We start from the raw sequence: 14,701 nt of genomic DNA, 5'->3' as shown, positions 1-14,701 counted from the left end.
CCGTCGTCTCGATTGGAGAGATGCTCAAAGTCGTCGTCGGACTCGTACGGACGCAGGGACTCGACCACGAGGCCTTCTGCGACCATTGGCTGACCGAACACGTCCCGCTGGCCGAGGCGATACCCGGACTGGAGCGATACACCACCTCGTTACCGCGAGCCCCCGAGGAAAGCCGTTACGACGGCTTCGCGGGGTTGTACTTCGCCGACGAGGCGGCGCTGGAAACCGCCCTCGCCTCCGAGGCCGTCGAGCGGACGGGCGCCGACCTTCCGAACTTCGCCGACACCGAGGCGGGGTTTCAGACCATCGTCGAGGAGACGGTTCACGTCGAATAGAGCGTTTTCGAGCGCTCGGTTCGGCACAAGACGTAACTGCGATACCGGCAAATCGAACCGCATGGTGTTCGACGACAGAGCGGCGAAGACGCCGCCACCCGAGGACGTAATCGAGGCGCTGGACGACGACCAGTGTCTCGAGTTGCTGTACGCTCTCGACGAACCGCTGAGCGTGAAGGCCCTCTCAGAGGCGGCCGACGTGCCGCTGTCGACGACGTATCGGAAAATCAGTAAACTCGAAGGTGCCTCACTGGTCGAAGAGCGGACGGAAATCCGGGCCGGCGGCCACCACCGCACCACGTACGCCCTCGATGTCGACCGCGTCGTCCTCGATTTGGTCGGCGGGCCGCCGCTGGGTATCGATATCGTCCGGCCACCCGAACCCGAAGGCAAGCTCGTCGAGATGTGGTCGGAGGTGCGGAGCGAAACGTGACCGACTACGTCACATTCGTCGTCGCGCTGAAGGCCGTCACGCTCGTTCTCGGCGGACTCATAACGTACTTCGCGGCGAACGCCTACCGCCGGACCGGCTCTCGACCCATCGGTTTTCTCGCTGTCGGCTTCGGCTTCGTCACGCTCGGGTCGCTTCTGGCCGGCGCCGCCCACCAAGCGTTCGGGCTGCCGGTCAATGCGGTGTTGCTCATCGAGAGCGCGCTCGTCGCCATCGGCTTCGGCGTCATCACCTACTCGTTGTACGAGTGATCAAGCCGTCGCGGTCGGCGGCGTCTTCGGTCCGCGGAGGTAGCCGATCGGAGCGGCGACCGCCCCGACGACGACCCCGACGAGTATCGAGAGGACGACGCCGACGCTGAGCAGGAACGCCCCGACGAGGAACGTCGCGAGAAAGGCGACGCCGAAGGCGCCGAAGGCGGCGGCGATACGCCGGTTGCCCGCCTCCTCGGAGCCGAGACCGAGGGCGACGACGGCGCCGGCGACCGCACCGGCGACGAGGCCGGCGGGGATGCCGACGAACAGCGAGAACTCCATGCTCTGGCCGGCGAGTTCGGTGACGGCGACGCCGACGATGACGAAGGCGGCGACGGCAGCTGCGAGGGCGATGGTGAGTGTTTTGAGGTTCATGGGTGGGGTGTCGACTCGAAATCGGGTGTCGACGGTACGGAACGTGCGTTCTGAAAACGGTTAGTTAGGTGGTCTTTGAACGTGGTCCACGAGGGTTACCCGAGGACGTAGTCGAGCTTCGGGTACTTCTCGATGAGCGCCTGCCCGTCGATTTTGTACTGCTCGATGTAGGCGTCCAGTCCGAGGATGCGCCCTGCGCCGAAGGCCGCGACGGCCAGGAACACGAGCATGTACGCGAAGTCGCCGTTGATGACGCCGTGGGCGACGTCCCAGTTGGCGAGGTAGAACATCACCATCATGAGCGCGCCGAAGAACGCCGCGAGGCGAACGAAGGCGCCGACGATGAGTCCGAGACCGATCGCGAGTTGCCCGAACGGGACGGCCACGTCGATGACGGCGAGTGCGGTCGGGTTCGAGGCAATCCACGTGAAGAACCCGACGGCGGGGCCGCCGTTGGCGGGCACCGCACCCATCAGATAGCCGGCGGCGCTGAACGGTTCGGCCGCCAGCAACTTCGAGAGGCCCGCGTTCAGGAACGCGATACCCATCATGAGCCGCAGCGACAGCACGAACCACGCGCTGAGGCTGTGGGCTTTCCCGGTGACGGTGAAGTTACCGATTCTGCTCTGGAAGACGTTCGGTCCGGTTTGAGTGGTGTTGGTTGCCATTAGTGTTCTCCTCGTTTATGCAAACGCTAGGAAGCAGTATATAGCGCGTAGCTGATTCCCGGAACCGGAGAAACGGCCGTTTGAGGACGCAAGAGATCCGATTTCGTGATTTCGTCTCCCAGAGGATCACGACCCGCCGTCGACGGCGTCGACCAGTGAGACGGCCTCCGCGATGTTGCCACCGTTGTGGGCGGTCCGGCGGATGCGCTCGACGAGACGACCGTATAGGTACGTCCCGTCGTCACCGTCGTCGTAGAGGGTTCGGTCGAACTCGTCGAGTGCGTCGACGACCGCGGTCCGACGGTCGAGAGCTTCGACCGGCTGGCCGTCGAGGGCGGTCGTGACGACGGCGCGAGCATCGGCCGCGAGGGATTCGATTCCGTCGGCGATTTTCCCGTCCGGCGGGGCCGACTGACGGTCAGCGATTTCGGCGATGCTTTCGGCGTGGTCGGCGACCCGCTCCAGCTGTCTGGCGATGCGGAACTGCGTGAACGCGGTCAGTCGGTCGGTCTCCAGTTGGTCGATTTCGCGCACGTCGACGAGGACGCGGTAGAACTGGCGACTGACGAGCGCGAACAAGCGGTCGACGTCGTCGTCGCGCAACGCGACCCGACGGGCGAACTCGGCGTCGCCCGCCGTGACGGCCTCGACGGCGTCGCGATGCATCGGCAGCGCCAGCTGTCGGAGTTGGCTAATCGTCTGTTGGAGCGATATTTCAGCCGGGTCGAGCAGGCTCCGAACGACAAGCGACCGGGTCGTCTCCTCTGCGACCTCCATGCCGACCAACTCGGTGACGGTTCTGGTCGCGGCCCGCCGTTGTTCGGACGAGAACCCCGTTGCTGCTTCGATTTCGATGGTGTCGGCGCCGGCGGCGTAGGCCGCCTGAATCTGCCGGACGAGCGTCCGGGTGTCGACTGCGTCGGCGTCGACGACCGCCCGCCGGTCGGCCCCGGCGTGTTCGGTCGGCGCGACCACGAGTCGGTCCTCGAAGGGGTAGATGAACAGCCCAGTTCCCGGCGTGATGCCGCGTTCCTGGGCCCAGCCTTTCGGAATCGAGACGGTGAACGTCGACCCGCCGGCGAGTTGGACCTTGCGTTCGGCCGGCCCGCCGTCGGTGGCAGTTCGTTTCATGTTAGTAGATCAGCTCGTCGTCGTGTTCGACCATGTAGACGATGCGTGCACAGACGTTGACCGCGTGGTCGGCGACGCGTTCGAGGTCCCGAATCGTCAACAGCAACCGCGAGGTGTCTTCGAGTATCGCCGCCGACTCGTCGCCGTAGTTCGTCCGCAAGAGGTCCGCAACGACCGTCTCGCTGGCAGTCTCACACAGTCGGTCGATGTCGTCGTCACGCAACGCGACCTCCCGGGCCGCCCCGACGTCGTCGCGGTCGTAGGCGTCGATGGCGTCGGCCACCATCGCCCGTACCCGCTCGCCGATGTGCCGGATATCGACCTCGGGGTACCGCTCCCGTTCGGCGTCCAACGCGTAGCCCGCGAGATTGGTCGCCAGGTCACCGATGCGTTCGAGGTCGGTGAGTATCTTGAAGGAGGCGGCGATGAACCGGAGGTCGCTCGCGACCGGCTGTTGGAGCGCGAAGAGGTCGATACAGTCGGCCTCCAGTTCGAGGTACCGCTCGTTGATCTCGTCGTCGCCCTCGATAATCTCCCGGGCGAGTTCCTCGTCTTTCGTCTCCAAGGCGCTCAACGCGCCGTCGTAGCGGCCGAGGACTATTTCGCCCATCTCGACGACATCGGCCCGAAGCACCCGTAATTTGCGCTGGTAGTCGACTCGTGGCATGGTTATCCGAACTTGCCGGTGATGTAGTCCTCGACGCGGTCGTCGGCTGGATTCTCGAAGATGGTCTGGGTGTCGTCGAACTCGACCAACTCGCCGCCGGTGAGGAAGACGGCCGTCTTATCGGAGATGCGGGCGGCTTGCTGCATGTTGTGGGTGACGATGACGACAGTGTACTCGGCGGCCAAATCGTCGATGAGGTCCTCGATCTTCGAGGTAGCGACGGGGTCCAGCGCCGATGCCGGCTCGTCCATGAGGACGACCTCGGGGTCCGGTGCGATGGCCCGGGCGATACAGAGTCGCTGCTGTTGGCCCCCCGAGAGGTCCAGCCCCGAGGAGTCCAACTGGTCTTTCACCTCGTCCCACAGCGCCGCCTGTTTGAGGGATTTTTCGACGCGGGCATCGATGTCGCCATCGTAGCCCTGTATCTTCAGGCCGTAGGCGACGTTCTCCCGAATCGTCTTTGGGAAGGGATTCGGCGTCTGGAACACCATACCGATTTTCCGTCGTAAGGCGACGGGGTCGACGTCCTCGTCGTAGACGTTCTTGCCGTTTAGATTGACTTCCCCCTCGACGCGGGCGGCGTCGATGAGGTCGTTCATCCGGTTGAGACACCGGAGGTACGTCGACTTCCCGCACCCCGACGGTCCGATGAGCGCGGTCACTTGCTTCGACGGAATCTCCATGTCCACCGACTGCAGTGCCTGTTCGGAGCCGTAGAACACGTCGAGGTCTTCGACATCGAATACGGGCGGCCCCGAGGTCGGCCGGGATTTCGAGGACACCACGTCGCTCGACGTTTCGATGATCGCCTCACCGGATTCCTCCGATTCGTCTGTCGTTGAGTCTTGTGTTGACATTGTCAGTCGCTCCGCTGGTATCTGTTCCGCAGGACAATCGCGGTCCCGTTCATCAGCAACAGTACGGCCAGCAGCGTCACCACGCCGGCCGCGAGAACGCCGAACCGAAACTCCGGTTGAATCTCCGAAGACCACGAGAAGATCTGTCGCGGCATCGCACCGGTCTTCGAGAAGAACCCGTCCGGAGTCGTCCGGACGCTCGAGGCGATACCGATCATCAAAAGCGGTGCCGTCTCGCCGATAGCTCGTCCCAACGCGAGGATGGTCCCGGTGAAGATACCGGGCATCGCCTCGGGGAGAACGACGTTCCGTGTCGTTTGCCACCGGCTTGCCCCCATCCCATAGGAGGCCTGTCGCATCGAATCCGGAACTGCACGTATCGACTCCTGTGCGGAGATGATAACGATAGGCAGGATGAGCAGGCCGATCGTGAGCCCGCCGACGACAACGATACCGGATTCGAGCCCGATACCACGGATGAACAGCGCGAGCCCCAATAGCCCATAGACGACCGAGGGAACGCCGGCGAGGTTCCCGATGTTGACCTCGATGATACCGACGACCCGTCCGAGTAACCCGGAACTGGGTGCGTACTCCTCGAGGTACACTGCCGCGCCGACGCCGACCGGGAAGGCGGTTACCGCGATGGTGACGATGATGAGAACCGAGCCGACCAGCGCCGGGTAGATGCCGGCGTCGGTCGGAGTCCGCGAGGTGGCGCTCGTGAGAAAGCCCCAATCGAGCCACGGGTCCGGGCCGGCGAAGCCGAGCGTGGTCGTTGCGACGCTCCCGGCGAGGATGCCGGCGACGACGACCACCGGAAAGAGGAACCCGCTGTAACCCTCGCCGCGTCGGACGACCCTCTCGACGTAGACGCCCATCGGAACGACCGTCGCGGTGGTCAGCAACACGCCGGTTCGGGGGCTGAAGCCCGCCGCGATGGCCGCGAACGCTCCGATGGTCGCGACAACGAGGGCCATCAGTGGGAGTTCGCGAAGACCACGGCCGTCCTCGCGTTGACGAGCGAGGAACGCCCCGAAGACCAGCGAAACCGGCAGCGTAACCGTCGCGAGGAGGAGCATCCATCCCAGCGGAAACACGGGAATCAGAAATACGAGGTCACGAACGCTCGGCAGGAGCTGTGGTGTCGCGAACGCAATCGTGAACAGTTCCGTCCCACTGAGCGGCAGTGCGACCGTGTAATCGACCGAAAGTGCCGGAATTCCGAACACCGAAAGCGCCGGCGCAGCGAGCAACACGCCGAGCCGTTCCATCGCCGCCTCCGGTCGCAGACGGCGGTGTGCGAGGACCGCTCCAGCACCGACGAGCAACGCGACCAGCAGTGCCAGCCACTCCTGCGGCGAGATAATCTCGATGAACAGGATGACCAATCCACCCCCGACGAGCAGCCCGACGAGCGGAATTCCGAAGGCCGAACTCGCGACGGTTCCGCCGGCACGGTCGCGGGCGAGGTAGTACACCGAAAGCCCCAGAGTCGGGACGACGAGCGTCACGAAGAACACGAGATGCCAGCCAGGGTCCGCGGTGAACGGCCTGAACGCGTCGTTGGCGACGTACAGCAACAACAGCGAGACGACCGCGATGCCGAACACCGTCGCGGCGCCACAGACGAGTTGAAAGACGAAGCCGCGAACCTGACTCACGGTCTCAGTGTCCGCCTCACCGCCAACGGATGTCTGCTCACTCGCCATTGGCGCTCCTCCGTGTCATTGGTACTCCTCTCGGTACCGCGCGGCGATTCGGTTGCTGAGGTAGTTCATCATGAACGTGATAGCGAACAGCGTCAGTCCGAGCGCGAACATGCTCTTGTAGGTCGGCGAGGCGGCGCTCACGTCGCTGGTGACCGCCTGCACCATCGCCGAGGTCATCGTCTGGCCGGACTGTGAGACGGTCCCGACGGGGTCGACGTACGGCAGCCCGAGGAATCCCTCCTTTACGGGTGGGAGACGGGGGCGAAGCCCCATCGCCATCACGACGACCATCGTCTCGCCGATGGCCCGGGAGAGCGCGAGGATGAACGACGCGAAGATGCCGGACGCTGCCGCCGGGACGACGACGCCAGTCGAAACGTCGAACTTCGTCGCGCCGAGCCCGTAGCCGGCCTCTCGCAGCGAGTCGGGAACCGCACTCATCGCGTCTTCGGACAGCGACGAGACCATCGGGATGATGAGGATGCCGACCATCACCGACGCGCTCAGGATGTTGAACGTTCCCAGATCGAAACCGAGTCGACGCAGGAACGGTGTGAGATACACCAACGCGAGGTAGCCGTAGACGACCGTCGGGATGCCGGCCAGTATCTCCAGTCCCGGCTTGAGAATCGACCGTGCCCGCGTGCTCGCGTACTCGCTGAGATAAATCGCGGCGGCAACGCCGACCGGGATGGCGACGAGGGCCGCGATGACCGTCACCATGAGCGTCCCGAAGATGAGCGGAATCGCGCCGAACTGATTTCTCGAGGTAATCCACGTCGTCCCGGTGAAGAACTCCCACGGCGAAACGAGCGCGAAGAACCGCACCGCGTCAGCCGAGAGCGCGAGGATGATACTGGCGGTCACGACGACCGACACGGCCGCACACAGGAACAGCACGCGGCGATACAGGCGCTCTCTGGCGCTGCGGCTCTTTGCACCACCGGTTAACTGCAGCGGGTTCGATTCGTTGCTCATAAAAATACGGGTATCCAGCAGTTAGTTTCCGGACACGTCGTCGAGCGTGGAGATGTTCTCGTCCCGGAGATCCGCACTCGAGGGGACGTATCCGATCTCGGAGACGAGGTCGGTCTCGGCGTTCTCGAAGTAGAACTTCAGGAACTCGTAGACCTCCTCACGCTGGGTGGCCTCCTCGTTGGCGTAGATGAACAGCGGACGCGCCATCGGGTAGGAGCCGTCCTTGGCGTTCTCGAGGCTCGGCGGCGAGCAACCGTCTCCCTCCTCAGCCTCGACCTCGATGGCTTTCACCTGGTCGGAGTTGGAGCTGTAATAGGCGTACCCGAAGTAGCCCATACCGTACTGGTTGTCGTTGATACCTTGGACGATGAGGTTGTCCTCCTCGGTCGGTTCGTGCTGGGCGGTGTGGTTGATGTCCTCACCGATGACGTTCTCGTTGAACCAGTCGTAGGTCCCCGAGGTCGACGCCGGCCCGAACAGCTCGAACGGCTCGTCGGGCCAGTCGGAGTTGACCTCTGCCCACGTCTCTGCGCCGTCCTCGCGCCAAATTTGGGACATCTCGTCGAAGGTCATGCAGTCGACCCAGTCGGCCTCGTTGTTGACCGCCATCGTGAGGGCGTCACCGGCGATCCGGAACTCGACGGGTTCGACACCGTTGCCGGTGCAGTTCTCGATCTCCTCGTCTTTGATCGGGCGGGACGCGCCGTTGATGACCGAATCACCGGGACAGAAGTGGTTCTCGAAGCCGCCGCCGCTCCCGGTCGAGTCGACAGTGACGTTCACGTCCGGGTGCTCCTCCATGAACATCTCGGCCATCGCGTCCGTCACTGGGAACACCGTACTGCTGCCGGTGATGACGATGTCACCGGAGAGTGAGTCGCTGCCACTTCCGTTTCCGTTGCCAGTACTGCCACCGTTGCCGTTACCGTTACCGCCGCCGTTTCCGTTGCCGTTTCCACCGGAGCTCTCGGTACACCCGGCGAGAGCGAGGATGCCAGCTCCACCGGCTGCTTTGATTGCGCTACGTCGCGTGATGCGGTCGAAGTGGCTTGGTGCCATCACCTGAGCGTATCCGGAGGCGGTTGAAGTACTATGCTAATATCAATATAGTCTACGTAGAATATACATAGAGCGGGAAGTAAGGATATAGAATGCTCGATAGCAGTACGTACTGCTCTGTGCCGGTCCGATCCCCTCCCTATCGACGAGGTCAGATGGTCTCCAGCGAGACTCCAACACCATATTCACTCAATTACTACTCGATTTCACGAGCCGCCTCGAGTAGCAAATTTCGCCATCTCGACCGGAAATACCGATTTGAATCCGTTCCACCGCCACCGCAATCGAAACAGTTACTTGAGCATCTATTCAACTAATTGCCGATGGCACAAGCTACGGAACGACTCCAGCGATACCTCGAAGACGAACTCGGGGCGTGTCGCAGCGAGGACGTCGAGCGCCGCCTCGACGAACTCGGGGCGCTCGAACGCGCACTCGGCGAGTCCCGCGTCGAGGCGGAACTCGACGTACTCTCGGCGCTGGCAAGCGAGACGCGCTACACGCTCGTCCGCGTGCTCGTCGCCGCGGGCGAGGAACTCTGCGTCTGTGAACTGACGCCGCTCGTCGACGTGAGTGAGAGCGGTCTCAGCCACGCGCTGTCGAAGCTCGTCGATTCGGGCCTCGTCGAGGGGCGCAAGGAGGGCCGCTGGAAGAAGTACCGGGCGACCAACCGCGCCGTCGCGCTCGTCACCGTCCTCGAGGGCAGTGTCGATGAGTAACGCCCACGAGCACGGCCCGGACTGTGAGTGTGAGAGCTGTGGGGACCCCCGGTCGATGGACTTCCTCGATAAGTACCTCACCGTCTGGATTTTCGGCGCGATGGCCCTCGGCGTCGGGTTGGGCTTCTTCGCCCCCTCAGTCACCCAGCCCATTCAGGAGTTCTACCTCGTCGAAATCGGCCTCGTCCTGATGATGTACCCGCCGCTCGCGAAGGCCGACTACTCGAAGCTCCCGACGGTGTTCTCGAACTGGCGGGTGTTGAGCCTCAGTCTCGTCCAGAACTGGCTCATCGGCCCGACGCTGATGTTCGGGTTGGCCGTCTTCTTCTTCAGCGGCCTCGTTCCCGGCCTGCCGGCCCGCCCCGAGTACTTCCTCGGATTGGTCTTCATCGGGATGGCTCGCTGTATCGCGATGGTGCTCGTCTGGAACGAACTCGCCGAAGGCTCCACCGAGTACGTCACCGGACTCGTCGCGTTCAACAGCCTCTTTCAGATACTCACCTACGGCGTCTACGTCTGGTTCTTCGCGCTCGTGTTGCCGCCGCTGTTGGGCATGGAGACGCTCGTCGCCGGCATCACGACCTTCGACATCACCGTCGGTCAGGTGTTCTGGGCCATCGCCGTCTTCCTCGGCATCCCCTTCGCGGGCGGCTTCCTGACCCGCACGGTCGGCACCCGAGTCAAGGGCGAACAGTGGTACGACGAGTCGTTCGTCCCGAAAATCGACCCGCTCACGCTCGTCGCTTTGCTGTTCACCGTCGTCGTGATGTTCGCCACCCAGGGCGGCGCCATCGTCGACCAGCCGACCGACGTGCTGTTGCTCGCCGTCCCGCTGACCATCTACTTCGTCGTGATGTTCCTCGTCAGTTTCGGGATGGGACGGGGCATCGGCGCCGACTACTCGACGACGACCGCCATCGGCTTCACCGCCGCCTCGAACAACTTCGAGTTGGCCATCGCCGTCGCAGTCGCCGTCTTCGGCGTCGGCTCCGGCGTCGCCTTCGCCACCGTCGTCGGCCCGCTCATCGAGGTGCCCGTCCTCTTGGCGCTGGTCAACGTCGCGCTGTACTTCCAGCGCCGCTTCGACTGGAGCGGATTCGAAACCGGCAGTCTCGACGACTCGACGACCGAACCCACGACGAACGACGATTGACATGTCCACAAACACCGACACCGACCCGATTCGCATCGCCTTCATGTGCGTCCAGAACGCCGGCCGTTCGCAGATGTCGACCGCCTTCGCCGAGCGCGAACGGCAACGGCGCGGCCTCGAAGACAGCGTCGAAATCCTCACCGGCGGCACCGACCCCGCCGACGCCGTCCACGAGGAAGTCGTCGAGGTGATGGACGAACTGGGATTCGACCTCTCGGAGCGCAAGCCACGGGAAATCACCATCGAGGAACTGAACTCGTGTGAGTACGTCGCAACGATGGGCTGTTCGACACTCGACGTGGGCGACGTAGCGGCCGGCGTCGACGTACGCGACTGGGCGCTCGCCGACCCCGACGGAAAAGCCTCCGACGATGTCCGTGAGATTCGAGACGAAATCGAGCGGAACGTGGCCGCGCTGTTCGACGAAATCGAGTCGTCGGTCTGACCAGTCGAAGGGCGACTGTGACCCTCCCCTGAGATACGGACACACGGGGAGAGAATCGTAATACCCCGAATTCCCCGGTAGCAGCACTGAGAGAGCTTTTATCGTAATTATTTGGACGCTTCTGCTAGTGGATTTTTATCACTCCTCTTGTCAATCAGCGGTGATGACAGCGGGACAGAGCGGACAGCGGGAACGACACGAACCGACGACATCGACGCGGCGGGCGGTCCTGGAGGCCGCCGGCGCCGGGTCGGCGATGGGCGCACTGGCGACCCTGTTTTCGAGTAGCGCGGCGGCCGACGACGCCGACCCACGAGGGGCGACAGCGACCGACGACTGCTTCGATGTCGACCGGACGAGCGAAGCGGTGTATCCCCAATCGGTCGCGAGCGGCGGGCCGACGCCGAGCGGCGCCATCGTCTGGACGCGAATCGACCCCGCCGCCTACGAGGGCGACCACCCGGTCGGCCTGCAGGTGACGCCCGCACCGGACCGCGAAACCGAAAACGCCGAGGCCGACTTCTCGACGGCCGAGACGCGACACTTCCGGGTACCGGCCGCGGCGTTCGGCCCCGACTCCGATTACACGCTGAACGTCGATTTGGACGGCGAACTCGATTCGGACACCTTCTACTTCTACCGATTCGTCTACGACGGCGACGCCTCGCCGGTCGGCCGCCTACGAACACTGCCGGAACCCGAGGCCGACCCCGACCGACTGAAGCTCGCGTGTGCGTCGTGTAACAACTACCTCCACGGCTACTTCGGTGGGTTCGCACACATCGCCCGCGAGGACGCCGATTACCTGCTCCACCTCGGCGACTTCATCTACGAGTACGGCGGCGCGGGCAACCAACCCGACCGGGACATCCGGTTGCCCTCGGGCAACGACGTGGCCCACACCCTCGCGGACTTCCGGACCATCCACCGCACCTACCGCGCCGACGAGCACATGCAGGCGGCGCTGGCCCGCCACACCCTCGTGATGACCTGGGACGACCACGAAATCGTCAACAACCGCTGGTGGAACTACGAGACGGGCGCGCCGAACACCGCCTCCCACCCCTACGGCGACGACCCCGAGAAGATGCGGCAGTTGTACGTCGAGGGAATCGAGGCGCTGGCCGAGTACGTCCCGTTCCGCGTCGAGTACGACCGCGATGCCGATGACCTTCACGAACGATTCCGACTGTACCGCTCCCTCGAATTCGGCCAACTCGCGGAGCTGTTCATGACCGACGAGCGCCTGTATCGGTCGCCGCCCCCCGAAGACGAGTTCGGCCAACGCGACATCGCCGCGCCGCCGGCCCGCAACGTCGACGACCCCGACCGGACGATGCTCGGCGGCGACCAGCGGGAGTGGTTCCTCGACGGCGTCACCGGGTCGGAGGCGACGTGGAAGGTGTGGGGTAACTCCGTGCTGAACGCGGCGCTGAAGGCCACCAACGCCGGCGAGCAGGGGAGTTTCTTCGTGAACTACGACGCCTGGGACGGCTACGAACACGAGCGGCAACTCATCATGGGCGAGTTCCGGCGGGCCGCCCGCGGCCGCGACGGCGCGCTCAACCTCATCACGCTGACCGGCGACATGCACGCCTACGTCGCCGCCTACGCGAAGACCGACTACCGCGACACCGAGCGCCAACAGCCGCTTCCGGGCGCCGAGGCCGACCGCGTCGGCGTCGAGTTCATGTCACCCGGCGTCACCAGCGATAACCTCGGGACACAGACCCCGACGCCACCGGACCTCGAAGAGGACGCCGCCGAACTGCTCGTCGAATCCCAGAACCCCCACGTCGAGTGGTTCAACTGGTCGCGGTACGGCTACACCACCGTCGAGTTCACCGACGACGCGGCCGTCTACACCGCCTACGGCGTCGACCGGACCGTCGATGCCGCCGACGCGCCCAAGCGCCTCCTGCGAAGCTATCGCGTCCCCGAAGGCGAGGTCCGACTGGAGGAACTCCGTGGCGGACCGCTGCCGACGCTTCCGGAGACGCTGCCCGGACTCGCCGGCGACCGCCCGGGAGGTGTCGACCGATGAGCGAGGACCTCTCGCGACGCGGGGTCCTGAAGGGCGTCGCCGCCGCCTCGGCGACGCCGTTTCTGGTTTCCTCGGCCGCCGGGCAAGCCGAGGTTCCCGACGGGCCGGCGGGCGTCCACGTCGCCTACGGCCGCGACCCGGCGACGACGCTCCGCGTGGGATGGACGGGCGCGCCGGCGGCCGACGCCCGCCTCGAAATCGGCGAACCGGACGCCCCGACGACGACCGTCAGCGCCACCCCACAGCCGGTGCCGGGGAAGGAAGCGGTCGCCTACAGCGCGACCGTGACAGGGCTGGACCCGGCGACGACCTACGAGTACGCGGCCGCCCTCGACGACCGTCGCTCGGAGTCGTTCACCGTCTCGACGGCCGACCCCGAGTCGGGGTTTTCGGTCACCGCGGTCGGCGACCACGGCATCGCCGACCCGAACAACCCCTTCCAGCGGGCCAACACCGACGACCCCCAACGCGTGATGGCGACCGCCGCCGAACGCGACCCCGACGTGCAGTTGCTCCCGGGCGACGTGGCCTACGCCAACGGCAAGCCCTCGACGTGGGAGTTGTACTTCGAGACCTTCGAGTCCTTCTACGCGGAGACGCCGTTCATGACCGTCCCCGGCAACCACGAGGCCGAACCCGGGACGGGACTGCTCCAGTACGACCGCCGCCTCAACGACCTGATGCCCGTCGACGACACCCTCGCTCTCGACGACCTCCAGCACGAACAGCGGTGGTATCACTTCGACTACGACAACACCCGCTTCATCGGCCTCTCGACGACGACCGACGGCTGTGGCGACGTGGGCCGCGGCGAGGAGTTCGTCCCCATCTACGACCCTCGCTGTGAGTTCGGCGGCCTCACCTACGGTGACGTACAGGAGCGGTTCCTCGAAGCGACGCTTTCCGACGCCGCCCAACACGACGACCTGAAATGGACGGTCGTCTACTTCCACGGCCCGCTGTGGACCGACTCGCCGGACCACGCCCCCCGTGACATCCTCCGGGACCGCTGGGGTAAACTGTTCGACGAGTACGGCGTCGACCTCGTGTTGTGCGGCGACAACCACGTCTACGAGCGAACCAAGCCAATCGAGGCCCGCCCCGACCGCGACGACTACGGTCCCGATTCGGCGTGGAACTGGGAGTCACCCTACGGGACGACGTTCGTCACCAACGGCACCGGCGGCACCTCCCACTACGGCTTCGGCAACACCGCCCCGAGCGACTATCTCGCCCGGCGGAGCAACCGCCACTTCGGCGTCACCGAACTCGACATCGACGACGAACGCATCCGCGTCGAGTACGTCACCAGCGAGACCGACGACGACGGCGAGCAATTGGTCGCCGACGCCTTCGAGATACGGAAATCCGACGAAGCCACCGAATCGGGCGTCCCCAAACCCGAGCAAATCGACCGCTACGACGGACCGGTGACCGAGGCACTCGTCGTCGAGGGAACCCGCAGCGACGACGGGTCCGTGTTCACCGCCGGCCAACCGAACCAAATCGACCTCGCCCTCGAGGCGACCGAAGCGGTCCGCATCCGCGACCGCATCCCGGCCGCCTGGGACGCCATCGCCGGCGACGCCGAGCGAACCGAACCCGCCCCCGGCGAGACGAAGTGGGTGTACTTCGAGATGGGTGCGACTGAATCTGGGTCGGTCACTTACTTCGCGGAGGCGCCCGAGGGCATCGATTCCAGCGACCGCTACACCTTCGGGCCGTTCGAGGCGTACGACCCGAGCGCCGAGGAGTGGCTGACCGTCCCGGGGACGACCAGCGAGGCAACCGTCGTCGGCATCGACACTGGCGCGCTGTAAGCGACCGCCGGGAACTTTGTCGGTGGCGAGTCC

Annotated in this window: 16 protein-coding genes; 8 read left to right on the top strand and 8 right to left on the bottom strand. The window is 64.8% G+C overall.

All coding sequences use genetic code 11. The annotated features are described in order from the left end of the window. Window positions 1-20: 20 nt before the first annotated feature. From HWX69_RS05185 to HWX69_RS05175, 3 genes are all read left to right on the top strand, one after another. A complete protein-coding gene (locus HWX69_RS05185; RefSeq protein ID WP_178916029.1) occupies window positions 21-335 on the top strand; it encodes an EthD family reductase in 315 nt (104 codons plus the stop codon). Between the two features lie 61 nt (window positions 336-396). Then, window positions 397-768 carry a winged helix-turn-helix domain-containing protein gene (locus HWX69_RS05180; protein WP_178916028.1) on the top strand — a complete coding sequence of 124 codons (372 nt, stop codon included), beginning with the start codon at window positions 397-399 and terminating at the stop codon, window positions 766-768. Continuing rightward, window positions 765-1,037, top strand: a complete 273-nt coding sequence (locus tag HWX69_RS05175; protein ID WP_178916027.1) for a DUF7521 family protein — start codon at window positions 765-767, stop codon at window positions 1,035-1,037. The genes HWX69_RS05180 and HWX69_RS05175 overlap by 4 nt, the downstream gene beginning before the upstream one ends. Here HWX69_RS05175 and HWX69_RS05170 read toward each other — a convergent pair whose 3' ends face one another. The 8 genes from HWX69_RS05170 to HWX69_RS05135 all read right to left on the bottom strand — a co-directional run bounded on the left by HWX69_RS05170 (window position 1,038) and on the right by HWX69_RS05135 (window position 8,487). Continuing rightward, window positions 1,038-1,415 carry a hypothetical protein gene (locus tag HWX69_RS05170; protein ID WP_178916026.1) on the bottom strand — a complete coding sequence of 126 codons (378 nt, stop codon included), beginning with the start codon at window positions 1,413-1,415 and terminating at the stop codon, window positions 1,038-1,040. A gap of 95 nt (window positions 1,416-1,510) precedes the next feature. Then, window positions 1,511-2,083, bottom strand: coding sequence for a DoxX family protein (locus tag HWX69_RS05165; protein ID WP_178916025.1), 573 nt, complete (start codon window positions 2,081-2,083; stop codon window positions 1,511-1,513). Window positions 2,084-2,209: 126 nt separating this feature from the next. Next, a complete protein-coding gene (locus HWX69_RS05160; protein WP_178916024.1) occupies window positions 2,210-3,214 on the bottom strand; it encodes a phosphate signaling complex PhoU family protein in 1,005 nt (334 codons plus the stop codon). Between the two features lies 1 nt (window position 3,215). Beyond that, window positions 3,216-3,881 carry a phosphate signaling complex protein PhoU gene (gene phoU / locus HWX69_RS05155; protein WP_178916023.1) on the bottom strand — a complete coding sequence of 222 codons (666 nt, stop codon included), beginning with the start codon at window positions 3,879-3,881 and terminating at the stop codon, window positions 3,216-3,218. 2 nt (window positions 3,882-3,883) lie between these two features. Then, window positions 3,884-4,738, bottom strand: coding sequence for a phosphate ABC transporter ATP-binding protein PstB (gene pstB, locus HWX69_RS05150; RefSeq protein ID WP_178916022.1), 855 nt, complete (start codon window positions 4,736-4,738; stop codon window positions 3,884-3,886). 2 nt (window positions 4,739-4,740) lie between these two features. Beyond that, window positions 4,741-6,450 carry a phosphate ABC transporter permease PstA gene (gene pstA, locus HWX69_RS05145; protein WP_178916021.1) on the bottom strand — a complete coding sequence of 570 codons (1,710 nt, stop codon included), beginning with the start codon at window positions 6,448-6,450 and terminating at the stop codon, window positions 4,741-4,743. 15 nt (window positions 6,451-6,465) lie between these two features. Beyond that, entirely contained in the window at window positions 6,466-7,428 is a 963-nt protein-coding gene (pstC, locus tag HWX69_RS05140) for a phosphate ABC transporter permease subunit PstC (protein WP_178916020.1), read from the bottom strand. 21 nt (window positions 7,429-7,449) lie between these two features. After that, the gene (locus HWX69_RS05135; protein ID WP_178916019.1) at window positions 7,450-8,487 is read right to left on the bottom strand and encodes a PstS family phosphate ABC transporter substrate-binding protein; all 1,038 of its coding nucleotides are present in this window, start codon (window positions 8,485-8,487) and stop codon (window positions 7,450-7,452) included. 323 nt (window positions 8,488-8,810) lie between these two features. Here HWX69_RS05135 and HWX69_RS05130 point away from each other — a divergent pair, with 323 nt between their 5' ends. The 5 genes from HWX69_RS05130 to HWX69_RS05110 all read left to right on the top strand — a co-directional run bounded on the left by HWX69_RS05130 (window position 8,811) and on the right by HWX69_RS05110 (window position 14,668). Next, the gene (locus HWX69_RS05130; protein ID WP_178916018.1) at window positions 8,811-9,206 is read left to right on the top strand and encodes an ArsR/SmtB family transcription factor; all 396 of its coding nucleotides are present in this window, start codon (window positions 8,811-8,813) and stop codon (window positions 9,204-9,206) included. After that, on the top strand, window positions 9,199-10,359 hold the full coding sequence (gene arsB / locus HWX69_RS05125; protein WP_178916017.1) for an ACR3 family arsenite efflux transporter: 1,161 nt from the start codon (window positions 9,199-9,201) through the stop codon (window positions 10,357-10,359). The genes HWX69_RS05130 and arsB overlap by 8 nt, the downstream gene beginning before the upstream one ends. 1 nt (window position 10,360) lies before the next feature. Beyond that, a complete protein-coding gene (locus HWX69_RS05120) occupies window positions 10,361-10,804 on the top strand; it encodes a low molecular weight phosphatase family protein (protein ID WP_178916016.1) in 444 nt (147 codons plus the stop codon). Window positions 10,805-10,967: 163 nt separating this feature from the next. Then, a complete protein-coding gene (locus HWX69_RS05115; RefSeq protein ID WP_178916015.1) occupies window positions 10,968-12,848 on the top strand; it encodes an alkaline phosphatase D family protein in 1,881 nt (626 codons plus the stop codon). Further along, entirely contained in the window at window positions 12,845-14,668 is a 1,824-nt protein-coding gene (locus tag HWX69_RS05110) for a metallophosphoesterase (protein ID WP_178916014.1), read from the top strand. The genes HWX69_RS05115 and HWX69_RS05110 overlap by 4 nt, the downstream gene beginning before the upstream one ends. Window positions 14,669-14,701 lie beyond the last annotated feature (33 nt).

Origin of the sequence: Natronomonas gomsonensis, from assembly GCF_013391635.1 — an archaeon.
In the GTDB taxonomy this organism is placed as follows: Archaea; Halobacteriota; Halobacteria; order Halobacteriales; family Haloarculaceae; genus Natronomonas; species Natronomonas gomsonensis_A.
Note: the sequence above shows the minus strand (reverse complement) of the source record. Positions and strands in the feature narration are given on the sequence as shown.